This window comes from Hyphomicrobium sp. (genome assembly GCF_019753045.1).
Classification (GTDB): Bacteria; Pseudomonadota; Alphaproteobacteria; order Rhizobiales; family Hyphomicrobiaceae; genus Hyphomicrobium_B.
On record NZ_JAIELN010000005.1, the window covers coordinates 324,958 to 349,781 of the forward strand.

The 24,824-nt window shown below is 60.2% G+C and carries 27 protein-coding genes and 1 tRNA gene; 7 read left to right on the forward strand and 21 right to left on the reverse strand.

What is annotated here, in order from left to right; translation table 11 throughout:
• Positions 1–2 precede the first annotated feature (2 nt).
• The 14 genes from K2Q04_RS06545 to K2Q04_RS06610 form a co-directional block, all read right to left on the reverse strand.
• A complete protein-coding gene (locus tag K2Q04_RS06545; protein WP_291160890.1) occupies positions 3–2,069 on the reverse strand; it encodes an NADH:flavin oxidoreductase in 2,067 nt (688 codons plus the stop codon).
• A complete protein-coding gene (locus tag K2Q04_RS06550; RefSeq protein WP_291160892.1) occupies positions 2,069–2,701 on the reverse strand; it encodes a sarcosine oxidase subunit gamma in 633 nt (210 codons plus the stop codon). Before K2Q04_RS06550 ends, K2Q04_RS06545 begins: the two co-directional genes overlap by 1 nt.
• A complete protein-coding gene (locus K2Q04_RS06555) occupies positions 2,694–5,741 on the reverse strand; it encodes a sarcosine oxidase subunit alpha family protein (RefSeq protein WP_291160895.1) in 3,048 nt (1,015 codons plus the stop codon). Before K2Q04_RS06555 ends, K2Q04_RS06550 begins: the two co-directional genes overlap by 8 nt.
• Entirely contained in the window at positions 5,738–6,037 is a 300-nt protein-coding gene (locus K2Q04_RS06560) for a sarcosine oxidase subunit delta (RefSeq protein WP_092866668.1), read from the reverse strand. The genes K2Q04_RS06555 and K2Q04_RS06560 overlap by 4 nt, the downstream gene beginning before the upstream one ends.
• A gap of 14 nt (positions 6,038–6,051) precedes the next feature.
• Positions 6,052–7,305, reverse strand: coding sequence for a sarcosine oxidase subunit beta family protein (locus K2Q04_RS06565; RefSeq protein WP_291160898.1), 1,254 nt, complete (start codon positions 7,303–7,305; stop codon positions 6,052–6,054).
• A gap of 184 nt (positions 7,306–7,489) precedes the next feature.
• Positions 7,490–7,978 carry a hypothetical protein gene (locus K2Q04_RS06570; protein ID WP_291160899.1) on the reverse strand — a complete coding sequence of 163 codons (489 nt, stop codon included), beginning with the start codon at positions 7,976–7,978 and terminating at the stop codon, positions 7,490–7,492.
• 140 nt (positions 7,979–8,118) lie between these two features.
• A tRNA-Arg gene (locus K2Q04_RS06575) sits at positions 8,119–8,195 on the reverse strand.
• Between the two features lie 109 nt (positions 8,196–8,304).
• Positions 8,305–9,093, reverse strand: a complete 789-nt coding sequence (locus K2Q04_RS06580) for a glycosyltransferase family 2 protein (protein WP_291160900.1) — start codon at positions 9,091–9,093, stop codon at positions 8,305–8,307.
• Positions 9,094–9,293: 200 nt separating this feature from the next.
• Positions 9,294–9,548: a GlsB/YeaQ/YmgE family stress response membrane protein gene (locus K2Q04_RS06585; RefSeq protein WP_092866680.1), complete on the reverse strand. Its 255-nt coding sequence runs from the start codon at positions 9,546–9,548 to the stop codon at positions 9,294–9,296.
• A 110-nt stretch (positions 9,549–9,658) separates the two neighbouring features.
• On the reverse strand, positions 9,659–10,162 hold the full coding sequence (locus K2Q04_RS06590) for a hypothetical protein (protein ID WP_291160904.1): 504 nt from the start codon (positions 10,160–10,162) through the stop codon (positions 9,659–9,661).
• Positions 10,159–11,379, reverse strand: a complete 1,221-nt coding sequence (locus K2Q04_RS06595) for a sialidase family protein (RefSeq protein ID WP_291160907.1) — start codon at positions 11,377–11,379, stop codon at positions 10,159–10,161. The genes K2Q04_RS06590 and K2Q04_RS06595 overlap by 4 nt, the downstream gene beginning before the upstream one ends.
• A 3-nt stretch (positions 11,380–11,382) precedes the next feature.
• On the reverse strand, positions 11,383–13,881 hold the full coding sequence (locus K2Q04_RS06600) for a TonB-dependent receptor (protein ID WP_291160910.1): 2,499 nt from the start codon (positions 13,879–13,881) through the stop codon (positions 11,383–11,385).
• Positions 13,882–13,977: 96 nt separating this feature from the next.
• Complete coding sequence (locus tag K2Q04_RS06605; protein ID WP_291160912.1) at positions 13,978–14,352, reverse strand: DUF2946 family protein; 375 nt, start codon at positions 14,350–14,352, stop codon at positions 13,978–13,980.
• Positions 14,353–14,481: 129 nt separating this feature from the next.
• Positions 14,482–14,994 carry a hypothetical protein gene (locus K2Q04_RS06610; protein ID WP_291160915.1) on the reverse strand — a complete coding sequence of 171 codons (513 nt, stop codon included), beginning with the start codon at positions 14,992–14,994 and terminating at the stop codon, positions 14,482–14,484.
• A 373-nt stretch (positions 14,995–15,367) separates the two neighbouring features.
• Here K2Q04_RS06610 and K2Q04_RS06615 point away from each other — a divergent pair, with 373 nt between their 5' ends.
• The 5 genes from K2Q04_RS06615 to K2Q04_RS06635 all read left to right on the forward strand — a co-directional run bounded on the left by K2Q04_RS06615 (position 15,368) and on the right by K2Q04_RS06635 (position 19,408).
• Positions 15,368–15,883 carry a hypothetical protein gene (locus K2Q04_RS06615; protein ID WP_291160918.1) on the forward strand — a complete coding sequence of 172 codons (516 nt, stop codon included), beginning with the start codon at positions 15,368–15,370 and terminating at the stop codon, positions 15,881–15,883.
• 82 nt (positions 15,884–15,965) lie between these two features.
• Positions 15,966–16,487: an isopentenyl-diphosphate Delta-isomerase gene (gene idi / locus K2Q04_RS06620; protein WP_291160920.1), complete on the forward strand. Its 522-nt coding sequence runs from the start codon at positions 15,966–15,968 to the stop codon at positions 16,485–16,487.
• Between the two features lie 238 nt (positions 16,488–16,725).
• A complete protein-coding gene (locus tag K2Q04_RS06625; RefSeq protein WP_291160923.1) occupies positions 16,726–18,087 on the forward strand; it encodes an ammonium transporter in 1,362 nt (453 codons plus the stop codon).
• Positions 18,088–18,303: 216 nt separating this feature from the next.
• On the forward strand, positions 18,304–18,960 hold the full coding sequence (locus tag K2Q04_RS06630) for a UdgX family uracil-DNA binding protein (RefSeq protein ID WP_291161008.1): 657 nt from the start codon (positions 18,304–18,306) through the stop codon (positions 18,958–18,960).
• 79 nt (positions 18,961–19,039) lie between these two features.
• On the forward strand, positions 19,040–19,408 hold the full coding sequence (locus tag K2Q04_RS06635) for a response regulator (RefSeq protein WP_291160925.1): 369 nt from the start codon (positions 19,040–19,042) through the stop codon (positions 19,406–19,408).
• A 15-nt stretch (positions 19,409–19,423) separates the two neighbouring features.
• Here K2Q04_RS06635 and K2Q04_RS06640 read toward each other — a convergent pair whose 3' ends face one another.
• Positions 19,424–19,789 carry a hypothetical protein gene (locus tag K2Q04_RS06640; RefSeq protein ID WP_291160928.1) on the reverse strand — a complete coding sequence of 122 codons (366 nt, stop codon included), beginning with the start codon at positions 19,787–19,789 and terminating at the stop codon, positions 19,424–19,426.
• Positions 19,790–19,898: 109 nt separating this feature from the next.
• Positions 19,899–20,099 carry a CsbD family protein gene (locus K2Q04_RS06645; RefSeq protein WP_291160931.1) on the reverse strand — a complete coding sequence of 67 codons (201 nt, stop codon included), beginning with the start codon at positions 20,097–20,099 and terminating at the stop codon, positions 19,899–19,901.
• A gap of 163 nt (positions 20,100–20,262) precedes the next feature.
• Between K2Q04_RS06645 and K2Q04_RS06650 the strand changes: the two genes are divergently transcribed.
• Together K2Q04_RS06650 and K2Q04_RS06655 are read left to right on the forward strand one after the other, a co-directional pair.
• The gene (locus K2Q04_RS06650) at positions 20,263–20,550 is read left to right on the forward strand and encodes a hypothetical protein (RefSeq protein WP_291160933.1); all 288 of its coding nucleotides are present in this window, start codon (positions 20,263–20,265) and stop codon (positions 20,548–20,550) included.
• A gap of 620 nt (positions 20,551–21,170) precedes the next feature.
• Positions 21,171–21,461: a hypothetical protein gene (locus tag K2Q04_RS06655; protein WP_291160936.1), complete on the forward strand. Its 291-nt coding sequence runs from the start codon at positions 21,171–21,173 to the stop codon at positions 21,459–21,461.
• Here K2Q04_RS06655 and K2Q04_RS06660 read toward each other — a convergent pair.
• From K2Q04_RS06660 to K2Q04_RS06680, 5 genes are all read right to left on the reverse strand, one after another.
• Positions 21,445–21,588, reverse strand: a complete 144-nt coding sequence (locus K2Q04_RS06660; protein WP_291160939.1) for a hypothetical protein — start codon at positions 21,586–21,588, stop codon at positions 21,445–21,447. The two genes, K2Q04_RS06655 and K2Q04_RS06660, sit on opposite strands and share 17 nt — an antisense overlap.
• 131 nt (positions 21,589–21,719) lie before the next feature.
• The gene (locus tag K2Q04_RS06665; protein WP_291160942.1) at positions 21,720–22,022 is read right to left on the reverse strand and encodes a hypothetical protein; all 303 of its coding nucleotides are present in this window, start codon (positions 22,020–22,022) and stop codon (positions 21,720–21,722) included.
• A 572-nt stretch (positions 22,023–22,594) separates the two neighbouring features.
• On the reverse strand, positions 22,595–22,876 hold the full coding sequence (locus tag K2Q04_RS06670) for a hypothetical protein (RefSeq protein ID WP_291160943.1): 282 nt from the start codon (positions 22,874–22,876) through the stop codon (positions 22,595–22,597).
• Positions 22,877–22,907: 31 nt separating this feature from the next.
• Complete coding sequence (locus K2Q04_RS06675) at positions 22,908–23,435, reverse strand: HD domain-containing protein (protein WP_291160946.1); 528 nt, start codon at positions 23,433–23,435, stop codon at positions 22,908–22,910.
• Between the two features lie 269 nt (positions 23,436–23,704).
• Positions 23,705–24,664 (reverse strand): patatin-like phospholipase family protein, encoded by a 960-nt coding sequence (locus tag K2Q04_RS06680; protein ID WP_291160949.1) that lies wholly within the window; start codon positions 24,662–24,664, stop codon positions 23,705–23,707.
• Between the last annotated feature and the right edge of the window lie 160 nt (positions 24,665–24,824).

Here is a 24,824-nt window from a genome sequence, read left to right on the forward strand (position 1 = left end):
GATCAGAAATCCTTACACAGCCGGAGCGAGTCGTAGATGGCAGCGTGAATGTTGTGCATCGAAACGCAATCGCCGACGCGGAAGAGAAGGAAGCGCTCGCCGTCCGTCGCTTCCTGAAGCGCGGGTTGCGGTTGAGCGGCATAGAGCGATGCGAGATCGACCTGCCCGCGATTGAGAGAGCGATCCTTCAGTGATGCGTAAAGCTCTGTGTTCGGCGTGATGCCGTTTTCGATAACGACCTGATCGACGACGCGCTCTTCGAGTTCGTCCGTATATTCGTTCCGCAGCACAGCGACCTTCTTGTTGCCTTCCGCGTAGACGCGATCGAGCCAGAAATTCGGCGTCGGAATGATGCCTTGTGCGTAGAGGCGCCGGTAGAAGATCGGGAATGTCGTGCCGCCCACGTCATCGGAAACCTTCGTATCCGGCGTCACGATCTCGACGGTGGCGCCGCGGCTTGCGAGAAAATCCGCGGTGCCGAACCCCGCATGCGCGCTGATGCCGTCGTAAATCAGCACGTTCTCTGCGGGCGCCACTTTCTCCGAAAGGATGTCCCACGAGCTGACGGATAGGCCGTCTTTCGCGCCCCAGTTCGCGACCTGATCGGTGAAGCTTCGGCCGCCCGTCGCGAGAACGACGATGTCGGGCCGCTCGCTCAGCACCATCTCGGCCGTCGCTTCCGTTTCCAATCGCCGGTCCACGCCCAAACGTTTTGTTTCGATATCGAACCAGCGGACGATGCCCGCCATCTGCTCGCGCTGCGGCGCCTTCGCTGCGAGGTTGATCTGGCCACCGACCGCCGAATTGCGCTCGAATAGAATGACGTCATGGCCCCGCGATCGCGATACGCGCGCAGCCTCGAGCCCGGCGGGGCCGCCGCCGACAACGACCACGCGCCTTTTTCTGGCGCCTTTGTCCGGCGTAATGACGTGGGGCATCGTCGCTTCACGCGAGGTCGCTGCGTTCTGGACGCAAAGCGTGTCAGAGCCTGAATACATCCGATCGATGCAATAGTTAGCGCCGACGCACTGGCGGATCTGGTCCTCGCGTCCTTCGCGCACCTTCTTCATGATGTGCGGATCGGCGATGTGCGCGCGGGTCATGCCGACCATATCGACGAGCCCGTTCGCGAGGATGCGCTCCGCCTGTGTGATGTCGCGGATGCCTTGGGCATGAAGCACCGGCACGTCGACAACGGACTTGATTCCGGCGGCAAGATGCACGAACGGCTCGGGCGGCAGCGCCATCGGCGGCATGCAATTCGCCAGCGTGTTATGCGTATCCGCGCCCGAACCGATCACGCTGATGAAATCGATCATGCGTGTCTCGGACATGCGCTGCGCGATCTCTTTCAGGACTTCGTGATCAAGTCCGTCCTCATGGAACTCATCGGCGCACATCCGCAGTCCGACGCAGAAGTCGCGGCCGACGGCTTCGCGCACGGCGGTCAGCACCTCCAAGCCGAACCGCATGCGGTTCTCAAGGCTGCCGCCCCATTCGTCCGTGCGCATGTTCGAGCGCGGAGACCAGAACTGGTCGATCAACTGTTGATGGGCGGCTGAGATTTCGATGCCGTCGAAACCCGATGCTTGCACGCGCTTCGCGGCGGCCGCGAAATCGCCGATGATGCGACGGATATCTTCGATCTCGATGGCCTTTGAATTGCCGCGGTGGACGAACTCGCGTACGCCCGATGGCGAAGAGAGATGCGGCCACGGATCCCCGGCATAAACCGAGCGGCGACCCATATGCGTCGCCTGGATCATGATCTTCATGCCATGGTGATGGACCGTTTCCGCGAGCCGAGCCATGGGTTCGATGACGCGATCGGTCGTCAGGTTGACGGGCCGCCACGAGCCTTGCGGAACATCGATCGACACGGGGCTCGAACCGCCGCAGATCGCCATGCCGAGACCGCCCTTCGCCTTCTCTTCGTAATAGCGAATGTAGCGATCGCCCGGCATGCCGCCAGCTTCCGCGTAAACCTCGGCGTGCGCCGTGGAGTAGATGCGGTTCGGCAGCGTCAATTGGTTGAGCTTGATCGGCGTGAAGATCGACGGGTAGCGCATTATATCGGCACTCCCTCTTCAGGGAGCGGGCTGCCGGCGAGGTCAGCAATCCCCAATCCGTAGGGGATGGCAGCGCGCACGAGGTAGCGCCAGATGTAGTCGGCGAAGCTGCGCCGGAGCACGAGGCGGTAGCCATTGCCCTGGCGGAATGCATAGACCGAAGACTTGCCGAATGTCGTGCCGACGACGCGGCCCGGTTCCATGCTTGCAAAATCGTAGACGCTCACGTGCTGCAGAACATCAAGGGCGTTCCGGCCTTCGATAATGACTTGCGTGTAGCCGCCGGAGTTGTCGACGACCTGGCTGCGTACGTCCGTCAGAGCTTGACGTAGACTTCCCAACAGTGCGGACAATTGAGCGCGCGGACAGACGATCATCCACTCATCCGGCGAGAGCCACAAAATCGTTTTCCCGTTCGATGAAGCGAATGTGCATGGCCGGAGCGGAAGCGAAACGCCGATAGCTGTCGATGCAGCGGTGGCGAAGGCGGGATCGGCTCCGTTGCCGCGAAGACTGATGTATCCAAGGTGCCGAAGTTCGTTAGCCCAGACGCCGCAACTGCCGTCGATGGGCTTTGCCTGCTCGCTTAGACCGAACGAATGGAGCGGCGACCGCATGGTTGGCTCAGACATTCTGCCGATCTCCTTTCGGGTCGACGAAAACAGGAGAAACGACCGTCACCTTGTGTGCTTTGCCGCCAGCGTAGGCGTAGAGCACGTCCCGTCCGGATTTGCGTCCGTCTTCGCTCCTCCGGGCGATGCCGTCGCGGACCACCGCCAGCGCAATCGAGCGGTCAAGTTCGGGACTGTAATAGCTCGACGTGACGTGGCCGAGCATCGCGGCCGGCGGCTTGGCATCGGCGCGCTCGATGATCTGAGCGCCTTCGGCGAGCACAACTTGAGGATCGTCGGTCAACAGACCAACGAGTTGCTTGCGATTGGGACCGGCCGTATCGCTGCGCGCAAACGATCTCTTGCCGATGAAGCTGAATGGCTTCTTCATGCCGACGGCCCACGCCATATCGAGATCGAGCGGCGTCATCGATCCGTCCGTGTCCTGACCGACGATGATGAAGCCCTTTTCGGCGCGCAGGACGTGCATCGTCTCGGTGCCGTAGGGCGTGATGTCGAACTCACGGCCCGCTTCCATCAGCGCTTCCCAGACGTGGTGGCCGTAATTTGCGTCGACGTTGACCTCGAAGGCGAGTTCGCCAGAAAAGCTGATGCGGAACACGCGCGCAGGAACGCCGGCGACTGTTCCCTCGCGCCAATCCATGAATTTGAATGCCGACGGCGACAGGTCGATGTCGCTGCAGATCTTCGCCAGGACTTGCCGGCTCTTCGGTCCGACGACGGCGGCAGTCGCCCAATGATCTGTCACCGACGTCATGTAGACATCGAGATCCGGCCATTCGGTCTGATGCCACTTCTCGAGCCACGTCATCACGCGCGCGGCGCCGCCTGTCGTCGTCGTCATGACGAAGTGATTATCGGCGATGCACGCGGTCACGCCGTCGTCCATCACCATACCGTTCTCATCGAGCATCAAACCGTAGCGGCATTTGCCGGGCGCAAGCTGGGTCCAGGCGTTGGCGTAGACACGGTTGAGGAATTCGCGAACGTCCTTGCCGCGAAGATCGATTTTGCCAAGCGTGGAGGCGTCCATGATGCCGACGCCGCGCCGCGCCGCGAGGCATTCACGACGCACCGCCGCGTGCATATCTTCGCCCGTCTTTGGAAAATACCAGGGGCGCAACCACTGCCCGACCGGCTCGAACTCGGCCCCGCGCGCAATGTGAGCTGCATGCATCGGCGAATAGCGCCGCGGCTCGAAGGTGTCGCCCGCGTGGGCCCCGGCGAGCGTGCCGAACGTGACGGGCGAATAGGCCGGGCGATACGTGGTCGTGCCGACTTCCGGGATGCTTCTGCCAAGCGCGTGGGCTGCGATAGCGAAGCCGTTGACGTTGGAGAGCTTGCCTTGATCCGTTCCGAACCCCAGCGCCGTATAGCGCTTGATATGTTCGATCGATCGATAGTTCTCGCGCACTGCCAAATGGATGTCGGCGGCCGAAACGTCGTTCTGGAAGTCGACGAAGGCTTTCTTGCCGTGCCCCTCGGCTCGGCCGTCCGGCACTCGGAAGATGCGCCGCGCCGGGGTCGCCTCCGGTTCATCCGTACCTAAATTGTCCGACGAGGTGGGCGTGGACTTGCCAAGCGATCCGAGCACGTCGCGCATTACGCGCACGGTCTGCTCAAGCGCGTTCTGCAAGCCGAATTCGCCGGTCACTGCCCCGACTGCGTAGATGCCGGATTTCGCGCGGCCCGCTTCGGGCACGACGAATGCCAATCTCTCTTCGTCCCAATGGGGCCGGCCGCCGTCATGGCAGTAGAGATGGACCGTTGGCGATAAGCCGCCTGAACTTCCCAGCGCATCACAGTCGATAGATGGGCCGCTGGCGACAATGGCATTGCGTTGTGCGTCGAGCTTCACCAGCTGCGCGCCGGTGACTGCGCGCCGTCCCCGCGCAAAGGCGATGCCGAAGCCTGTTCTGACATCGACACCGGCGGCACGCACACGTTTTTCCCAAGCCGGATTTATGCGCGTGCGCGTATCGGCAAGCACGACTTCGCAGCCAGCGCGCGCGAGATCAGCGGAACCCTGATAGGCGTGATCGTTGCTCGTTTGCAGAAGAACGCGTTTGCCGACCGCGACCCCGTAGCGATTGAGGTACGTCGTCAGCGCCGACGCCGTCATGATGCCCGGAACATCGTTGTTGCCGAACACCAGTGGCCGCTCGATCGCGCCCGTCGCCAATACGACACGCTCAGCGCGAATGCGGTGCAGTCTCTGGCGCGGCTGATGGGCGACGCGATCGGCTATCGGCAGATGATCCTGAAGCTGCTCGACGGCGAGCACCAAATTCATGTCGTGGAGCGCGAAGGCGCTCGTGCGCGTCAGCACTTGCACGTTCGGCATGCTTTGCAGTTCGCCGACTGCAGACTTCAGCCACGCGCGTGCCTGTTCCCCACCGATGACGCTTTGCGGCGACGACAGAAGCCAGCCGCCACACTCGTTCTGCTCGTCGAGAAGGACAACCTTCAGCCCGGCGCGTCCGGCCAGCAGAGCGGCTAACAATCCAGACGCACCTCCGCCGACGATGACGACTTGTGCGTGCCGATGGCTGTGATCGTACGTTTCGGGGTCCGGTTCCGACGGCGCGCTGCCATAGCCCGCGGCCTGCCTGATGATGTGCTCGAACTTCGGCCAGAGCTTCTGGTTTTGAAACGTCTTGTAGTAGAAGCCCGCCGGCATGAACCGCGAAAACAATCCGCCGACGCTTTTCAGATCGAATTCGAGTGTCGGCCAGCCTGTCGTCCGGCGCGCGACGAGCCCGTCGTAAAGCTCGACCTGCGTCGCCTTGAGATTGGGTATGGTATGCGCGCCGGTTTCGATCTGCATCAGCGCGTTCGGCTCTTCCGGCCCAATGCCGACGATGCCGCGCGGTCGGCCATACTTGAAGCTGCGGGCAAGCATTCGCACGCCGTTCGCCAGCAGGGCCGAGGCAAGCGTATCGCCTGCGAAGCCATCGTAAGCCTGGCCATCGAAGGAGAACGTCAGCGGCTTGTCGAAATCTACCCGCACGCCAGGGCGGCGGACCCGATGATTGGTCACGTCGAGCCGCCCTCCGCATCATAGGCCTTGCGGCCTTCGGCCAGCGTCCACGATCCGGCAATGGCGTTCGTTGCGGTGTTGCGCTTCACGACGAAGAACTTGCGGCATCCCGTGTTGTGCGACCACATTTCCCAATGCCAGCCCTTGGGATTTTTGCGCATGAAGAGATAGTCGCCCCAGGCTTCGTCATCGAGCGCTTCGGGGGTTGCGGGGCGCGGAATGAACGCCTCGCCGCCGTATCCGAATTCTTCCTCTTCCCGTTTTTCGCCGCAGTGCGGGCAAAACAACACAAACATCGTGCGGTCCTGAATTAGTGAGCGACGCCTGCTGCGCCGTGCTCATCGATAAGATGCCCTGTCGAGAAGCGTGCAAGATCGAACGCACGGTTGAGCGGATGCGGATCATCGTGCGCAATCGTATGGGCGAAGACGTTCCCCGATCCCGGCGTTGCCTTGAAGCCGCCCGTTCCCCAACCGCAGTTGAAGTAGAGGCCTTTGACCTTGGTCTTGCTGATGATCGGACACGCGTCGGGCGTCGTGTCGACGATGCCGCCCCATTGCCGGTTCATGCGCACGCGCGAAAACATCGGAAAGAGCTCGATGATGGCAGCGGCCGTATGTTCGATGATGTGCGGGCTGCCGCGCTGCGTATAGCTCGTGTAATGATCGATGCCCGCACCGATGACGAGTTCGCCCTTGTCCGACTGACTTGCATAGCCGTGCACCGCATTCGACATGACGACGGTATCGAGGACGGGCTTCATCGATTCCGATACGAATGCTTGCAGCGGATGACTCTCGATCGGCATACGAATGCCAGCCATCTTTGCGAGGACGGACGAATGCCCTGAAGCAACGCAGCCGACGCGCTCGCTTCTGATCGTGCCGCGCGTCGTCTCAAGTCCCGCGATACGTCCGTTCGCGATGTCCATTCCAATGACTTCGCAATTCTCGATGATGTCGACGCCGTATTTGCTTGCAGCGCGCGCAAAGCCCCATGCAACGGCGTCATGGCGAGCGACGCCGCCGCGCGGTTGAAAGCTTGCGCCGAGGACCGGATATCGCGCCGACTTCGATGTGTCGAGGATCGGGATACGGCGCTTCACCTCGGCGGCGTCGAGGACCATCGCGTCGATGCCGTCGAGGTTGTTGGCATTCACGCGGCGTTCGATATCGCGCATGTCCTGCAGCGTATGTCCGAGGTTGAATACGCCCCGCTGGCTGAACATGACGTTGAAGTTCAGATCTTCAGTCAGGCCTTCCCAAAGCTTCAGAGCGTGCTCGTAGAGCAGGGCCGCTTCGTCCCAAAGATAGTTGGAACGGACGATCGTCGTATTGCGCGCGGTGTTGCCGCCTCCGAGGTAGCCCTTCTCGAGCACCGCAATATTGCGAACGCCGTGGTCCTTCGCGAGGTAGTAAGCCGTCGCCAAGCCGTGGCCGCCCGCGCCAACTATGACGACGTCGTAGGATGGTTTCGGCTCGGCGCTCCGCCACGCCGGATCCCAGCCCTCATTGTGCCTGAGGCCCTTCGTGAAAAGCGACCAGGAAGAGTAATCTTTCCTCATCCACACTCCCCACTGGCATCACGCAACGCGTGTGCTAGGCGACCATTTGTCGAGATGCTTGCGTTAGTTAGGCGGTGAGCGAGATTTCCGTGCTGCCGCAGAAGACGCAAACTTTGCTAATTGCGACACGCTTCGACACGTTGCTTCAGGACGCCGAAGGCCTTGCTGCCGCGTACCGCCCGTTCTAGGCCGCGCGCATCTTGGCGATCAGCTCGCGCGTCGGCTCAATGGATATGTCGGACCTGCCCGCCAATTCCAAGTCGCAGAAGGTCTTGGTCACGACTTCGTGCTCCGTCAAGAACCGCAGTGTTTCAACGTCTTCCGGAGCGCATCGCTCTTCGAGGGCGGCGTAGCGCTCGATGATTGGATCAAGCTCGCGGCTGAAGACTGTCATGAAATCGGTCCACGGCATGCTGGCATATTTGTGAACGTGATCGGCGCCCTTTTGACGGAAGGCCTCGCTCTCGCGCGGGTCGCCGCCGAGTTTGGCGACGAGGTCGCGCATACGGGCCTTCGTCACCACTTCGAGCTCGGTCAAAACGCGCCATTTCTCGGCGCGGGCCGGATCGTCCATCACGTCGGCGATGCCGCTATAAAGCGCTTCGCCGTAGACTTCGCCCTGATAGGCGCGCTCGACTTTTCTGATGAAATCGTCGTCTGAATTGACCGTCATGGACAGTCACCCTCCCGCCGCCGGCGTCGGCTGCCCGCACCGCGATTACCCAAGCGGGGTGAAGTTGGGGCGCAAAGCAACTCGCCGTCAAGGGCGGCGGAAACGCGCGCAATCACGGCCAGCGCAAATGACGAAGTGATTGGCGACCCCGGCAGGATTCGAACCTGCGACATCGAACTTAGAAGGTTCGCGCTCTATCCAGCTGAGCTACGGGGCCAAAGGTGGCTAGTCTATACTCGTAAACGGCCGCCGGATGAAAGACCCCTCTTCGCGTCGATCCCGGCTTCTGCCGGAGGAATTCGCGCGTTAATTCAGCGCTCCAACCGTCAGGCCGTCACATCCCGCGCCGACGTCTTCGTTCTGTCCGACCGCCAGACGCGGTAGATTTTAAGAAATCTGAAGCCCGCCTGGATCGATGCGTATCTCAGGCCCACGAGACCGCCGGTCCAGTGGCGCCTGACGATGTAATATTTGAAAAAATTCATCGGCAGCTCGACGATCAAACGCGATGCGAGCATGCCCTGAGAGGTCGATCCGGCATTTTCGACCATCAGCCATGTACGCTCGTCGAGCTTGCGCTTCATATCGGCAAAAGAGCGCATCGAATAATGATAGATGGGGGATTTGAGCGCGCCCACCTCGACACCGTCGGTCACGACCGCATCATGAACGTTCGAATTCCTGAACCTGATGAACCGCCGGTTGTAGAGCCTCACATACCAATGATCCCGCGCCAACGGCCGCGGCGCCTCCGCCCCCGGATACACCAAATCGATCGGTAGTCCGTAAGCCACGAGTTTCGGGTTGCCGTTCTTGAATGTGGCGATGATTTCCTGCGCGAGTTCCGGCGTGACCACTTCGTCGGCGTCTATATTGAAGACCCAGTCATTGCGGCATTGGTCTTCGCCGAAGCGCTTTTGCGCACCAAATCCCAGCCACGGCTGCGTAATGACCCTGCATCCTTCGGCAAGCGCGACGCTCACCGTATTGTCCGTGCTTTCGCTGTCGATCACCACGACTTCGTTCGCCCACGGGCGCAAGGATCGTATGGTTTGGGCGATACGGTCGCCCTCGTTCTTGGCGATGATGAAACAGGAAATTGGTACCTTAGGCATTACTCCGCCGCTCACCCTGCGTCGCGATTCGCACAACCCCTACGCACGTTCACGCCGAGATGCAACTTCGCAATATGATGTTTGCACAAGCATCTATTTATGGTGACACCTGCGACAGCGCGGCGGGAACAGCACAAACAACAACGGGCCGTCACCGTCGCCGCCGACAGCCCGTCTAAACATTCATTGGATCCGCGCCGCTACGCTCGTCGTACCAATCGCGCGACGAACAGCAAAATGATCGCTCCGATGGCCGCAGCGATGATCTCACCAATGATGCCGGCACCTAGATGAAGCCCAAGATATGGGAACAGCCAGCCGGCAATGAACGCACCGATGATACCGACGATAATGTCTCCGACTAAGCCGAAGCCACCGCCACTCATTATTTGCCCAGCCAGCCAACCGGCAATCGCGCCGATGATCAACCAGACGATCAGTGCTTGGAGATCCATTTTTATTTCTCCCTGTGAGCACGCTCACGAATCGCGATACGCCACACGGTATTATCATCCGCGTCAAAACGTCCGCTGGCAAGTTGCTCTCGTTATCTCGTTGTTGCGGGTCATTGCGATTGCTTCGCGAGCCACGATCCGAGTTGCTCGAAATCCGCAGGCCCGGAGAACGCCTTAACCGACCCGTCGCCCGCGATGAGACGTGTGTAGGGCAGCTCACCCATCCAGTCTGGGCCGACGGCGAACCTCAGCCTTTCTTCGAACCCACTGCCGAGAGCGAAGCTCGACACTGAGCCGAGACCTGCTTTCTGAAGTGCGGGGCCGATTTCAGCCGGCCGGGCTCCACGTTGGTCCCAATTCACAAGGACAAGCGTGGCATCGGGGTGGGCGCGCGTGAACGCGCCCCAGCCCGTCAGCTCAGCCATGCAATTGCTGCAGGTCAGTCCCCAAAAGTGGACGATGAGTGGACGGCCCTTATGGGCGTCCAGGATTTGCTTCAAACTTTCGGCCTCGAACGGAAGGGCAGCTTGCGGGGCGGCTTGCGCGCTCGCCGCTGAACCTGCAATCGGCATCGCGGCGATGAACAGGGCGAGAAGTATGACAGCAAGCCTCATGATTGGGGCTCCAAGGGGATGAGGCGATATCCATCCTGCAGCGTCAGCCACGACAGGTACGCGCCTGCCGGACTTGCTATCAGAAGCGGATGATCCGACGCGTCGTGCGTCATCGCTATGCTGCGAGGCGTGCTCCATGTTTTTCCGGAATCATGTGACGTGATGAGATCGATCGTCGTCATGGCGCCGTCGAAAGACTTGTAGGCGAGATAGACAACGCCGTGCGTGGCCAGGACATAGGGCCGCGACGTCTGCGCGTTCGGATCGCCGAGGCGCATCGGCTCCGAAAACGTTTTTCCGCCGTCGTTCGAGTGGGCGTAGTAGAGGCCCTTCAATTTGCGTCCGAGCGCGAACCACGTCGCATGGTAGACGCCGTCCGGGCCGATCGCGAGGCTCGGGCCTTGATGGGGGCAGGCATCGATCTTCGCATCGTCGTCGCTCACCCGGTAGAGCGGACCTGGCGTCTTCGGATCCGCAAAGGTGATGACGGCGTGATCGCGAATGCCGCCGTCGAAAATATTGCGAAAGAGAACGACCGGCCTCCCCGGCCCCGCGAACGCGACGCCGATGCGGCAGCATTCGCAGGAATTGTCACGCGCGATGGTTGCCGCTTGAAGCGTTCCGCCCGGCCGATCGTCCCATGCAAAGGCGAGCGCGGCACCTGCGTAGTCTTTGCCGTCCTTCTTTGCTTTCGCCACGTTGCGCTTGTCGATCCAGGCGACGAACGCGCGACCATCCTGATCGAGCTCCGCTGTCTCGAAGCGCTGGCTCGGAGAGTCCGACGTAATCGGCTGCGGATCTGAGAACGTCTTTCCGTCGTCGCTCGATCGCACGATGAAAGCGTGACCATTGTATTTTTCATCGCGCGACGCATACGTGACAACCACTCGGCCGGCTTGCCCGATAGCGATCTTCGGGCGGGCATCGGGCCCTTCATCGAGCGGCAAATCCGTTTTTGGCAGCGTCACCTGATCGGCGAATGTCTTGCCGAGATCCGCTGAACTTCCTACCGAGACGCGGCCGCCCGCGATCCACGTCACCCATAATTTTCCGTCCGGGCCAAAGGCTCCCGTTGCGACGCTGGCGCATGCGAGCGCCGTCGTGTCGCAGGCTGCGGGCGCGCCATGATGCGCGGTCGCGTCGTGTGCGACTGCGGCACCCGATCCGGGCATGATCGCTGCGAGCAATAAAATCGCCATTTGAGTATGGACGCGCATGACTCAAAACCTCACTTTCATGCCGGTGAAGAACGTGCGTGGCGCACCTGCGTAGATCGAGTTTGTACCCGTTTCAGCCAAAGTGGTTGCCGTCGAGTCGACGCGATCAGTGATGTTGTTCGCAGATGAGATGTACGTTTCGTCGAATAGGTTCCGGATCTCGAAATAAGTCATCAGCGACCGCACCGGACCGCTGCTGAACTCCTTGTTATAGTGGACGTTCAGATTGACGAGCTGGTAGCCCGGAGCTTTCAAGAGATTGGCGTTCTCCATGAAGAAACCGTCGTGCCATTCGTATTCCGCAAACGCACCGATACCTTTGAATGGCCCAACCGGCAGATCGTAGCTCAGGCGCGCCGTGAACTCGTTCGGCGAGACGCCTGGAATTCTGTTGCCGTCGCGGCTCTCAGCTTTGGTCGCACCCGAAAGCATCTCGGCATAATCGGTGTAATATTGGTCGTTGTGGATGTAAGAGGCGGTCAATCTCAAGCCGTCGGCAAGCGCGAAATCCGCAGCCACTTCGACGCCGCGATGCTCGGATGCCGGAGCGTTAAACGTGAAATTCTGCGTGCCAGGACCGGCAGACTGCGAAACGAGTTCATTTTGGAAGAACTCGTAGAAGCCGGTTACGCTGAAGGTCACGCCCGGCGCTGGCGTCCAATCGCCGCCGACGTCGAAGCCGACGTTCCGTTGCGATTTGAGATCCGTGTTGTTGCCAGGCTGTCCTTCGGAATTGATGAACAAATTCGAGAACTGAGGTGTGCCGTAGCCGGTGCCGACGCGCGCGCGCCATTGCCATTCGCGCGACGGTGTGTAGAGGATGCCGACTTCAGGCGCGATGTTCGTCATCTGGCGGTCGGCTGAATAGATCGTCGTGCTCGTTAGATTGCCGTTGGTGTTGTACTTGAAGCTCGTTTGTCCGCCGTCGAGATTTGTCCGCTCGACGGAAGCGCCTGCGATGACGGCGACGTCGCTCGCAATGTGTACTTCCTCGCGTGCACGCACGCCGAAGTTCGTTGTCGATCCGGTGATCTCGGACTGGAGCAAACCCAATCTTGCATTGCCGCCTGGGGCGACGTTGTAGGTTTTGCCGTCGACGGGCAGATAATTCCAATAAGCGCCGAGGTAGGAAAGCGTCGGCAGTCCGGCAAACACGGATCGATTGGTGAGTCCCGTGCTGACATTATAGGAAAGATAATCGCCGACCCCGCTCGTCGTTCCGGTCGGCTGGCTGACGTTGCGGTCGTCGACGACGACTTGCACTTGCCCCGTCGTTGCTGCGTCGAAGGCGTGTTCCCAGCGGAAGCCTCCAATCGTTCGACGGTCGTCGCGGTTGGCACCCGCCTGTTCGGCGGTCTGCCGGACTGCTCCGGGCTGAAGAGCACCATTGACCAAGGCCGTATCGCCGGTCGCAGAGTAAATGGTTATCGCGCAACCCGGCGCCGCATTTGCCGCCGTCGCGCAACCCTTCTGAAACGGGTTCTGCTTGAACTGATTAAGCGACATCCGGAACGGCAATTCCGTTTCAATCGTGTTGTTGATGAACTTGAAGGTGAACGTGTCGGTCGCGGACGGCTTCCACGTCATGAGCGCGTTGACGGTCTGCGTATCGAAGGCGCTGTAGCCGAAGTAGCCGTCTCCGCGCACGTCGCTCGTGAAGACCGACGCTTCCCAGTTCTCGCCGCGTTTGCCGCCGATCGCGTAGTTGTTGAGGTAATTGAAGCCGCCGACGTCGATGCCGTACTCGACACCGTCTATGGCGCCGCCGGGGAAAGTGCGGAAGTTGATCGCGCCGCCGGTCGCGTAGTTTCCGAAGAGCGCGGACGATGGTCCGCGCCAGACGTCGACACCGGCGTAGGCGTGGGGGTCGATCAAGTCGCTGCGTGAAAGCCCGTCCGGCTGCGTAACCGGAAATCCGTCATCCAAGATGACGATGTTGCGGATGCCGAAGCCGTTCCTGGCGTTCGATCCGCGGATCGAGATGCCCATGTCGCGCGGGCCGTTGCCTTGTTTCAGCGAGACACCGGGAACTTCGCGCAGAATGTCGGCCGCCGAAAAGACCGGCGCGTCCTCGAAGCGCGTCATGTCCACGGCAGCAGCGGCTTGAGCGCCAGCACCGGATGCGCCAGGCACGCTTGCGACACTGGCGGACGGCGTGCCGGGATTGCCGGTCGCGGGAGCCGGACTCATGTCAGACGGCGGCGATGTAACGGCGATCTCCGGCGCGGTGGTGGACGGCGGATTCGCGGCGTTCGGCGCTTTGGCTGTCGCGGTTCCCGGCTTCGGTCGCGTTTTCGCTTTTGGCTTTTCAGCAGTGGCCGGTCGTGCAGCAGGCGCGGCCTGCTGCACAGTCACGTCCGGCAAATCGATTGTGTGTGCAGCCGTAGCGTGATCGGCGCGTGCGTGTTCGCTGAAGCTTACGACGCATGCAATTGCCGCCGACGCGACGGCGATGCGTTTTAGGCGAGGCGTCGCCCAGGCGCGAGGCGCGAATAGTTGCATTTGCAAAATTCCCAACTGATCTGAGGCTGGCGAGATCGCGGGCTGCGGCGGCTCGAGGCTCGTCGCGGCGCTACTCGTCAGAAATGCCGAAAGGCTTCAGGTCAGTGAGGACGGGGGACCACGCGCGGATTGCGCTCCGGGCTTTGGAGTGGCGCGGAAGATCTCGGTCGCGATCGCGTAGGTGACCGAGGCGTAGCGTACGGTATGCGAAAGCAGATGCAGCGTTTCGTGATTGACCGCAACGGCGCCGACCGGTGCATACGGGCATGTGCTGTTATCCGCTATCGGCGGCTTGGCGGGCTGCGGAACGCCCTTATCGTCCAGGATCAAATTTTGCGGGCCGTGGCCGGTGCAGATGACGATCTCGACCGGTCCGCCGTGGGCAGTCGTTGCCGCAAGCATGAAGCCCACAGGCAAAAAGCTGCGCACCGCGAACGCAAGAACGATCAGAAGATTGACGTAACGATGCATCGACGATCGTCTATTTTCAACTGCGGTTCGCGGCGGACATCCAGGAAACCCGTTTAGTTACGTCTTGGTTATAACGCAACGCCCCCCAGAGCGGAAGACGGACGGAAGTTCAACGCGGCGACCGAAAGATCACATGGCGCGCCGCACAACTGCGGGCGCTCCTCCGCCGGGGTGGAAATTGCGGACGGCCAACCAGCCAAGCACGAGGAACGCGACCAATGCGACGGTTTGGGCTGCAATAAACGGCGGATCGCCCATCGTAGGAGCCAGCGCGTGGAGGGCCGGAACTTTCTGGAAGAGTTGGACGATGAGCACGAAGACGTTGAGATAGAGCGCGGTCGATGCCGTCACGACGTAGATCCAGCGCCATGCGCCTCGGAGGTTGGCTCCGTAAAGAGCGTAAAGCGCTATCGCCAAGATAACGAGCGATATGATCCCGACGATATGCGACGGGAGCAGCTGGGTGAATGCAAAGCCGAAGCCGGTTACGCTGGTCAAAACCGTCGTCAGCAGAAAGACAGCCGTCAACCCGGGCCATGAGGCGTCCGCAACAAATCCCAGAAAGACGATGACGCCCGCCGCAATGGCGATGAGGCTCAGCGCGACGTGTATGAAGGTGAATGTATCCATTCCCAAGATCATCGACGTATCTCCAATTGTCCGTTGGCGTTCGATTCTATCCGCAGGCGGCGTCAACCCATAGCACCTGCGCGCACCCGCCGTTATATGATGATCATCATAAAAAATGATCGGCGCCTTATCGCCGCTCCCCGGTCTGCGCTCCCGCCGCCGCATTTGAAGAAGGACGTTGCGCGGGAGTGCTGCCTTAAATTTCGGCATCTGTGCCGCTGATGGCCTAGGAGTTCGGCAGAGTTCCAAACGCGAGGCCCTTCGCCGGCTCGCGACATCGAAAATTGCTTGAAATCGGTCAGGGGGTTAGTTGTCATTCGCAGCGGTGGCACATAATTTGAGTCCGCTCGCTACAATTGAAATCGAACATGCAGGTGCGTCACCCGTGAGCCAGGACGACATGCATGGCTACACGGTGGCCTACGAACGAGAAGAAATCCAATTTCCCGTCTATGTCGTTTGCCTGATCGGTGCGTGCCTGGGGACGATCGGCATCGCGATCGACAACATCGTTCTCATCGCAATTGCTCTCTTCGCGTTAGGCTTCGGCTACTACAATTATCCCCTGCTCGAGACGGGGAAACCGCGGATCGGTTCGGGGCAATACGGCATCTTCGCGGAGGGCCTCGGGATCGTCACCTGGCGGTCCATCAAACAAATCGAGTTGATCACCATCGATATCCGCGGCTCGACAAACAACGAGTTGCGCATCACCCTCGAAGACCCATTGGATCGGGCATTGCTCGTCGATTGGCGCCGCCGCCCCTTCTACCGCTTCCTGATGCGGCTTCCCTGGACCATGTCCGGCAACGTCATTCGCATTCCGCTCGACGTTTTCGACCGGCCGGCCGATGAGATCATGCAAAGCTTCACGCGCATGATGACGTTCTACAAACATTGAGCATAGGGGGTTATCCCGCGGCGGCCACAGCGCTATGGTGGCGCGCAAATCGTTCGCTGCTCGGTTGCGGGAATTGCCAAACATGGTTCGGGAAGAAGTCGTCCTCGTCGACCTCGAGGACAACGAAATAGGTTTTGCCGAAAAGCTCGAGGCTCACCGCCAGGGCGTCCTTCACCGCGCGTTTTCCGTGATGGTCTGGGACCGCAAGGGCCGCCTGCTCCTGCAACGGCGTCAGGTCGACAAGTATCACTCCGGCGGTCTTTGGACGAACACGTGCTGCGGCCATCCGCGGCCGGGCGAGACGACGCTGCAGGCTGCGGCCCGCCGCCTAAACGAGGAGATGCGCGTTATTTGCCCGCTGACGCCGATCGGTACCTTCACCTATCGCGCCGAACTCGATGCCGGGTTGACCGAACACGAGTTCGTGCACGTGTTCCGGGGCACCTATGACGGGGTGATCGCGCCCGATCCCGTAGAGTGTGACGGCTACAGCTGGACGAGCCCAGACGTTATCCGCAAGCAGGTTGCGGCCGTCCCTCAGTGTTTTAGCGCCTGGTTCAAGAAATACGTCGAAGCCGAATGGCCGATCGCGCCACCGGGCTAACCCATCGTCGTGCCGGATATAATCCGCTCACTGCCTTTGCCTCAGGTTTAGTCAAAGTGCCTAGGCATTGATCTCTCTCGCCTATTCATTGGTACATCTGTCCCAATTAAACGCGAATTTGGTTCATCTGGCACATTCCTTGCGAACATCCTCCCTGCCTGATGAGAAAGCAGCAGAAACCCGCACAAGCTGTGGTCGGACGGCATGGAACGATCGGGACCAACATTGGGGGATAAGAATGACTTCAAGATTTCGACCCTCGCTTGGAGCCACGGCTCTCAGCGCAGTGACACTACTTGCGACATCAGCAATCGCCCTTGCACAGGAAGCAGCGGCGCCGGCGGCCGCTGAACCAGCTGCGGCTGCTGCTGCGCCAGCTTTCAATACGGGCGACATCGCATGGATGCTGACGTCATCCGTGCTCGTGCTCGCGATGCTTGTCCCCGGCCTCGGCCTCTTCTACGCCGGCATGGTGCGCAAGAAAAACGCGCTCGCTGTTCTCATGCAGTGCGTGTTCGGCGCCGGCCTCCTTTCGATCGTATGGGTTGTCATCGGCTATTCGATTGCCTTCACGGAAGGCAGCCCGTTCTTCGGCGGCTTCTCGAAGATATTGCTGGCCGGCATTGCGCCGGACACCCCGGCGCCTGCCGCTTCGGGCATCCCTGAATTCCTTTTCGTCATGTTCCAGATGACGTTCTTCATCATCACGCCGATCATTGCCCTTGGCGGACCGGCTGACCGCATGAAGTTCTCGGCGTCCATGGCCTTCGTAACTCTCTGGGCGATATTCGCCTACGCACCGATCGCCCACATGGTGTGGGGCCCGGGCGGCTATCTGGGCAGCGCAGGCGTTCTCGACTACGCTGGCGGCACCGTCGTTCACATCAACTCGGCTATCGCTGGTCTCGTAGCTGCCATCGTCATCGGCAGGCGCAAGGGTTACGGCGCCGAACAGATGGCTCCCCACAACCTCGTGCTGACCATGATCGGCGGCTCTTTGCTGTGGTGCGGCTGGTTCGGCTTCAACGTCGGCTCTGCACTGGGCGCTGGCGCAAGCACGGGCATCCTCATGCTCAACACGCAGATCGCGACCGCGGGTGCCGTCGTCTCGTGGACGCTCGTCGAGTGGATCCTTAAGGGCAAGCCGAGCCTTCTCGGTGCTGTCTCCGGCGCAATTGCCGGTCTCGTGGCGATCACGCCTGCTTGCGGCTTCGTCGCCGTCGATGGCGCTCTGATCATCGGTCTTGCGGCAGGCGTCGTCTGCTACTGGGGCGTCACCGGCCTGAAGCATACTCTCGGCTATGACGATGCACTCGATGTCTTCGGCGTTCACGGCGTCGGCGGCATCCTCGGTGCAGTGCTCACCGGCGTCTTCGCCGTTCAGGCAGTCGGCGGCGCAGGGAAATCCGGCTGGATCGAAGGCAACCTCAATCAGGTCTGGGTACAGATCGAAGGCATCGGCTTGACAATCGTGTGGTCGGCGATCGTCAGCCTCGTGGCCTTGATCCTCATCAAGTACACCATCGGTCTCAGGGTCAACGAATCTGAAGAGGCAGAAGGCCTCGATCTTGCTCTCCACGGAGAGACCTTCCACGACTAGGTTTGGCCACGACTGAGGTCGGCAGTGGGTGCTCCCTGACTTGCCTCAGACGCGGGCGCCGGAACCCCAAGTTCCGGCGCCCAACCTTAGGCTCGTGAATTGCACTCCCGCAATATTTCGAAGTTCCAACAAGCGAGCAAAAAAGGGCCGGCGGAACTAAAAGTTGTGATCGCGCGTCGGGCAATAAAGCCCAGCAGCAAGCGCGTCATGACACCCATGCCGAAGCACTCGACCCGGCCGTCCGCTCACTCCGCCGCCTCGAACGGCGATCTGTTTCCGGCTTCCGATGGCGCGGAACCCAAGAGCCTTACAGAACTCAACAGGATCATCACCGCCGCTAAGCCCATGGTTCCCGGCGGCAAGAAGGCCGTGCTGGGTGAAGGCCCGGTTGGCGCCGCCCTGGCTTTCGTTGGCGAGCAGCCGGGCGATCAGGAAGATCTGCAGGGGCGGCCGTTCGTCGGGCCCGCCGGCCAACTCTTGGATAAGGCGCTAGCGGCCGCGGGCATCGATCGGAAAGCCTCCTACGTGACCAACGCGGTGAAGCACTTCAAGCATGAAGAGCGCGGCAAGCGGCGCATTCACCAGAAGCCCACGATGGGCGAGGTGAAGCGCTATCGCTGGTGGCTACTGAAGGAGCTTGGCTTCGTTCACCCTCGTCTCGTCGTGGCGCTCGGCGCGACGGCGGCTGCCGCTCTCGAAGGCGCGCCGGTCGCTATTGGAAAGTCGCGGGGAAAATACCAGTTCGGTGACATGCCGGGCTTCGTCACCATTCACCCGTCTGCGATGCTTCGCATGCCGGATCACGATGCACGCTCACAGGCATTCAACGACTTCGTTCGCGATCTCAAAAGCGCGCGAAAACTGGCGCATTGATTTTTCCCTTCCGCTACGTCAGCGGCAAACAGAAGTGCAACGAGCCGCGATTGGCGGCACCGGACAAGAGAAGGTAGTCTTGGCGATTGCGAAGGTCCTTATTGTCGAAGACGAGATGCTCATTCGCATGGCGCTCGCCGCCGACTTTCAAGATGGCGGTTACGAGACCTTGCAGACCGGCACCGCTCATGATGCGCTGCATATTCTGCGGACCACGCCGGGCATCAAGGTCGTCTTTACGGATATCAATATGCCAGGCGATATGGATGGCCTGACGCTCGCGCATTACATCCGGCAGCACTGGCCACACATGGCGATCATCGTCAGCTCGGGAAAGCATTTACCGAGCGTTGCGGCATTGCCTGTCGGCGCGCGCTTCTTGGCCAAGCCTGCGACGCAAGCCGCCATGGCGCTACTCTGCAACGACATCAAGAAAGAGCTTTCGTGACGTCGTTGCCCATTTCTACTGACGAGCGGGATATTTCACCTTCGTCATAGCGCCGACTTCATCGATCAGCGCCTCGCCGAGATCGAGCGCCTGATCGGGGGTCAGACCGTATGCCGGCTCATCCTCAAAACGCAGCATAACCACGGGTTCGTGGCGTCCGTGACCAACGGCATAACGTTCCGGAATTTTTGTAAGATCGCCAAAAGCCGAGGCCGACTGAAAATGATCGCCGAGTATCGAGGAAAGCGTTTCGGCAATGCGTGCGTTGATGGAGATCGTTTGGGTCTCTCCGGCGGCGTTGCAAACCGTGATTTCCAACCGCTCGTTGGCGCGGTCGAATTCGGAGCGCGTCAGCATCTCCGCACAAAACGTCTTGGACATTCCCAACTTTCCTCAACACTAGAATGGTGCGCTTCATAGCATTCTAATCGGTCGAGGCAAAAAGAAAGGCCCAAAAATTGGGCCTCCCTTTATCAAAGTGCTGATAACTCTATCTGAGCGAGTCTGACCAGGTGTCGACTTCCTTTTTTACCTGTTCCTTAGCGAAGCCGTAGCGCTCCTGGAGCACGCCTTCGAGTTGCTCGCGTTTGCCGTTTATCTTAGCGATGTCGTCGTCGGTCAACTGACCCCACTTTTCCTTTGCCTTACCGGAGAATTGCTTCCAGTTCCCTTCAACGCGATCCCAATTCATGAGAGTCCTCCTCTGCTTTGTGCGCTGTTAACGTGGACGAGGAAGCTCCGGTTCCGACGATATTTGACGTTGCGAAGAACGGGGCACACGGGGTCGGCTTGGAACAAACCCTGACGGCGCGTGTACTGCTTCCGTGTCTTTCTGTCCTCGCGAGGTCGTTCCCATGAGAAATCTGATTTTATCGGCACTGTTAATGACGTCGCTTGCCGTTGCTCCGGCCGCGTTTGCGCAGAATGCGGACGACAATGACGATGCCGCCCCGGTTGATGCTCCATATTATTCGGACGAACAGTACGGGACGCCATCAGAGGCCGAGCCCGATGAAATCGCGATAGCACCCGACTCTTACGGTATCGACGTCAGCGGCGAAGGGGCCGGTTCAGGCGAGAGCGGTTTCAGCGAAGAATATTACGAGGTTGCTCCGCCAGGAGCACCCTTGACGGAGGAATAATCACGCACCCGTTCGGCACGCACGGCCGGCGATCGCGACCACAACGCCTCCGCAATCGAGCCAATTTTATCTATCCGGCCGTTGGCCTAAGAAAAAAGCCCCGGTCCCTGCGCATCCGCAGGTCCCGAGGCCTTCCATGACCCCACGTCTAGGAGCCATGCGCCAGCTCTTCGCCGGCGATCAGGTGCTCTCACAAGTATCTTTCCGCCGAAGCGAAGTTTGTGAAGACCGATACTCTCTAGAACTCCTGATCCCACGTGCGAGGCACGCGGTATGACTGCATTACCTCACAGCGGCCGGATGGTTTCCTCTCCGTTAGTGCACTGTGGCGCTGCGGGATTTTGCCGGGGAATTTGCGTGGCTCTTCGGAACCAACAGCTATCGTCGTGCGTCATCATAGCGTTCGCCGCCGGGCCGCTCCGGCACCGGCGGCGAACGCCCGAAGCAATCAAGCCACGGGGCAAGACACTGGGAGCGTCGTCATGGCGGCGGATGGAGATCGGTCAGGCCCTCGGGCTGTTGGCTCTCGCCCGAGTTCCCTGCTCCACTGGCTAAGCGATCGCGTGAATTTTCGTCTGTTCATCCATTCGCTCGCAGCGAAACGCACGGTTTCAAGGAACATGTCGAAAGACGAAAAACTTCCCGCCACGATCAAAGCCAGCGACTACCTCGAAATATGCCGCGAGAAGGCGCTAGACGCCTATACGATCGAAGAAGCGATCTACTGGCACAATGAGATCATCACCGAGCTTTCGATCGAACTTCATACCGTCCAAACGATGCACTGGCCCGACACTGTCAAGGCCAGCATGATGATTGCTTTGGAAGATCGCTTAAGTCAGCACGCTGGCGCCGTCACGCGGCTGGCAGGCATTCTCGAAAGAAACGAGCAGCTTATTTGGCAGCCTTAACGGTAGCTTTCGCGCCTTCGCTGTTACGCGCGCGCTTGGCGGCCTTTTCCGTGCGCTTCACCGCGTTCTCGAGCTTCTTCTGGCGGGCGACAATGCGGCGCCGGCGATTGTCGGACATCGTAGGCATAAGTAGTTCACTCCTCGGATTTTGGTGAGAGATCCCGAGCCGCCAAAGCTGTCAGCCCGGGATCTTGCGGGGCCTCTAGTAGCAGACCCAGATGAATTCGGCATAATAATTCGACCAGCGCCAGCAGGGCCCTATGCCGTATGGGTACCACCTTCCGTGCCAGAAACGGCGGCCGTGACCGCGCCACGGGCCATGGTCTCGACCGCGAAACCGTTCTCCACCTCGAAAACCTTCTCCACCACGAAAACGCTCGCCGCCTCGAGGGCCGCCGCCCGGAGGTCCGCCTTCACGGAATTGACCACGCGGGCCACCCCCGCCCGGTCCGCCGCCACCCCCACCTCCTCCGCCGGGACCACGACCACCGCCACCACCGCCTCCACCGCCGGGGCCGGCTGTATGGCCGCCTCCTCCTCCGCCACCACCACGACGACCACCTCCTCCTCCCCCACCCGGATGACCCGATACGGCGAGCGGCATGCACAGAGTGGCGATAAGTGCGAACGCAAATGGAAGGTGACGCATCATCATTGGAGGCCTCTCCTTTTGGGTTTCCGCATTTCGTTTGGAGCTGACTATTCGACCTAGCTCATGGCTCGCGGCCTACCACACTCCACGTTGCTCATTCCAAATAGAGCGCCGGGTGGTGAACCAATCAGAATGGTTCGTTCCGGTTTTTTCGAGCGGATTTCTCACTCGCTTTAAGTCGTTGCTTCACGCGATTTTCCGCACATGATTTGAAGCAATTTTGTCGTCGATCGGAATGATATCGGTTGTGCAACGCAGGCCGCGCATCAGACCCGCGGGGACCTGAAAAGAGAAAGCACCCTGGTGGGGGGAACCAGGGTGCTTAGAACTTCACGGCTGAAAGGAGCACACCGGGGGGAGGTGCTGCCGTGGTGTGAATAATACTTGCAGGTGGAGAACCCGTTCCCGCGACATCGAGTCGATTTGCGGCGCACCGCCTTGATCGCGTCAGGAGGGCGCACAGCGGCCCACGCGCACAAGCTCAGCACTCACCCGTCGAAGGCGATGCCGGCTCGGAATTGTTCGTCTTCTTGTCGTTCGATTTATTGTCGTCGTGCGGTAGCTGTTTGAATTGTTCCGAGGGCAACGTCCGCTCGGTTGTCGCTCCGCCCATGGTATTGGCGTCATCGCCCTTCGATGCGGCTCCCGCTTTGCCAGAATCCTTCGCCTGCGGTTGGCCTGTGCGATTGACGTCGTCGGCAAATGCGGCAGAGCACGTCGTCATCGCTAGACATGCAGCAGAGGCAATCGCGGCGCGTCTCATTTCAGGGTCTCCAATTTTAGACTTTACGAAATCAAAGAGAGGCGGATTCCGTCACGATCGCCGCCTTCTGGAAAAGCGGAAGCCTCAACATGCGGCTGGTTTCCACCTCCGCCATCTTCTTCAGACAAAGCCGCTTTTCCTCGAGAAATATCGGACCAAAGGAGGGATTGTGAAGCACAATCGCAGAGCCATTATCGATGATGTCTGCGAGTTTTATGAGCTTGGCGTCCCAGGGGGCGCGCGACAGTCTCCACGCGGCTTGTAATGCTCGCGACGCGCGGCTTCCCTTCTCGGTATCGGTCAGCCAATAGACCAGTTCAGCAACGGTCTCGCCGAACTTCTGATGGATCTCTTCTATACTCGTGTCGCTTTTCTCTATCGTATCGTGCAGAAACGCGGCCGCGATGATTTCTGAAGTTTTATATCCGTACTCTTCGAGGATGGCTGCGACCCCATCGAGATGCACGATATACGGACGTCCGTCGTGCTGACGCACTTGTCCGCTGTGCTTCGCAATCGCGAAGTCTCTCGCGTCATGTACTGTCGCTGATACCAGCATGGGGGACCGTTCAGTCTCTCCTCAAAGCCATCGTCAGTGTCCGCACGATTGTTCGCCGGATATTAGACGCTGACCGAACGGATACGGTTTCGAAACGGTGGCAATGTGCCTTAGTTTGGAGCAGGAACTGTCAGCGCAGGAACAATAAAGCAAACGGGTCACCCGTTCGTTGCCAAGGCATTCGTAGTTTGAAGCGCTTTGGCGATGCTCCGTCATTCTAGATGTCGGATGGCTAGATGTCCGATGGACCCACTCCGGGCATTTGCCGTTTATCCAGCGAAGAGCCGCGTGTTGAGAAGCGCCGGCGGCGGCGTTTTCAAATATCGCTCGATCATTGGAATGTGCGGCTCGATCGCTGCTCTTCCAGCCTCCATCATTTCATCAGCACGATGAAAATCGAGGACGCCTATATCAGCGAGGTCGGGCGTCACGAGCAAATCAGGCGGGTCGCCCATCAGGCGGGCTCGCGCGATGCGGTCGTGAAATATGCTGAACGAGTTCAGGATAACGGACGTGATGCCCGGCGCGCCGTCTTGGCGCTGCCCAAAGATTTGCCTGTGAAGCAGCTGAAGCGCGCCGCTGCCGTTCCATCGCGTGATCGGTGCTTCCTCGACGACGATTTCGCCCGGGATGTCCTCATCGTCGTCGTCATCGCCAATGCAGATCCCGCCACGCCCGAATTCGCTCGTCAGATTGACGCCGACGACGACACGCGCGCCGAGGGCGCGGCAGACGGAAACGGGCACCGGGTTGACGAGGCAGCCGTCTACCATCCAGCGGCCGTTAAGATGTACGGGCCGCACGATCCCGGGAATCGCGGACGATGCGCGAACGGCTTCGGTGACGCAGCCCCGGCGCAGCCACACTTCATGGCCCGTTGAGAGATCGGTCGCGATGGCTGCGAACCGAACCGGGAGCTGCTCGATCGTCAGGCCACGCAAATGATCGTCGAAGCGATCGAAGAGCCGCTGTCCGGCAATCAGGCCCGAACCCGAAACACTCAAGTCCAAAAAGCTGAAGACGCGCCGGCGCGTGAGCTGGCGCGCAAAATTTGCGAGGTCGTTCAACCGGCCCGACGCGTAATGCCCTCCGACGATCGCCCCGATCGACGTTCCAACGACGATCTCAGGCTCCAGTCGAGCCTCGGCCAACCCTTGAAGAATGCCTATGTGTGCCCATCCCCGAGCCGCTCCTCCGCCCAAGGCCAACGCGAATTTCTGCTTCGCCATGTCCGCCACCTCTTGCCGCGACCCAAAGAACGGCGTTCTCACAACGCGCGACGAGGCAATTTGTTCGATGTGGTTAGAGGGCTGAGTTCAGAGCGCGGCAAAGCTGCTATGGCGAAATGGAGCACAAGATGCGGAGGGTTCGGGGGCTGTGACCGATCTC

Bases quoted from the DNA above. Each gene is read 5' to 3' on its own strand.
- K2Q04_RS06545 (WP_291160890.1), bottom strand. From the start codon at position 2,069: ATGCGCTACCCGTCGATCTTCACGCCGATCAAGCTCAACCAATTGACG.
- K2Q04_RS06550 (WP_291160892.1), bottom strand. From the start codon at position 2,701: ATGTCTGAGCCAACCATGCGGTCGCCGCTCCATTCGTTCGGTCTAAGC.
- K2Q04_RS06560 (WP_092866668.1), bottom strand. From the start codon at position 6,037: ATGTTTGTGTTGTTTTGCCCGCACTGCGGCGAAAAACGGGAAGAGGAA.
- K2Q04_RS06565 (WP_291160898.1), bottom strand. From the start codon at position 7,305: ATGAGGAAAGATTACTCTTCCTGGTCGCTTTTCACGAAGGGCCTCAGG.
- K2Q04_RS06570 (WP_291160899.1), bottom strand. From the start codon at position 7,978: ATGACGGTCAATTCAGACGACGATTTCATCAGAAAAGTCGAGCGCGCC.
- K2Q04_RS06580 (WP_291160900.1), bottom strand. From the start codon at position 9,093: ATGCCTAAGGTACCAATTTCCTGTTTCATCATCGCCAAGAACGAGGGC.
- K2Q04_RS06585 (WP_092866680.1), bottom strand. From the start codon at position 9,548: ATGGATCTCCAAGCACTGATCGTCTGGTTGATCATCGGCGCGATTGCC.
- K2Q04_RS06590 (WP_291160904.1), bottom strand. From the start codon at position 10,162: ATGAGGCTTGCTGTCATACTTCTCGCCCTGTTCATCGCCGCGATGCCG.
- K2Q04_RS06595 (WP_291160907.1), bottom strand. From the start codon at position 11,379: ATGCGCGTCCATACTCAAATGGCGATTTTATTGCTCGCAGCGATCATG.
- K2Q04_RS06600 (WP_291160910.1), bottom strand. From the start codon at position 13,881: ATGCAACTATTCGCGCCTCGCGCCTGGGCGACGCCTCGCCTAAAACGC.
- K2Q04_RS06605 (WP_291160912.1), bottom strand. From the start codon at position 14,352: ATGCATCGTTACGTCAATCTTCTGATCGTTCTTGCGTTCGCGGTGCGC.
- K2Q04_RS06610 (WP_291160915.1), bottom strand. From the start codon at position 14,994: ATGATCTTGGGAATGGATACATTCACCTTCATACACGTCGCGCTGAGC.
- idi (WP_291160920.1), top strand. From the start codon at position 15,966: ATGGTTCGGGAAGAAGTCGTCCTCGTCGACCTCGAGGACAACGAAATA.
- K2Q04_RS06625 (WP_291160923.1), top strand. From the start codon at position 16,726: ATGACTTCAAGATTTCGACCCTCGCTTGGAGCCACGGCTCTCAGCGCA.
- K2Q04_RS06630 (WP_291161008.1), top strand. From the start codon at position 18,304: ATGCCGAAGCACTCGACCCGGCCGTCCGCTCACTCCGCCGCCTCGAAC.
- K2Q04_RS06640 (WP_291160928.1), bottom strand. From the start codon at position 19,789: ATGTCCAAGACGTTTTGTGCGGAGATGCTGACGCGCTCCGAATTCGAC.
- K2Q04_RS06645 (WP_291160931.1), bottom strand. From the start codon at position 20,099: ATGAATTGGGATCGCGTTGAAGGGAACTGGAAGCAATTCTCCGGTAAG.
- K2Q04_RS06650 (WP_291160933.1), top strand. From the start codon at position 20,263: ATGAGAAATCTGATTTTATCGGCACTGTTAATGACGTCGCTTGCCGTT.
- K2Q04_RS06655 (WP_291160936.1), top strand. From the start codon at position 21,171: ATGTCGAAAGACGAAAAACTTCCCGCCACGATCAAAGCCAGCGACTAC.
- K2Q04_RS06660 (WP_291160939.1), bottom strand. From the start codon at position 21,588: ATGCCTACGATGTCCGACAATCGCCGGCGCCGCATTGTCGCCCGCCAG.
- K2Q04_RS06670 (WP_291160943.1), bottom strand. From the start codon at position 22,876: ATGAGACGCGCCGCGATTGCCTCTGCTGCATGTCTAGCGATGACGACG.
- K2Q04_RS06675 (WP_291160946.1), bottom strand. From the start codon at position 23,435: ATGCTGGTATCAGCGACAGTACATGACGCGAGAGACTTCGCGATTGCG.
- K2Q04_RS06680 (WP_291160949.1), bottom strand. From the start codon at position 24,664: ATGGCGAAGCAGAAATTCGCGTTGGCCTTGGGCGGAGGAGCGGCTCGG.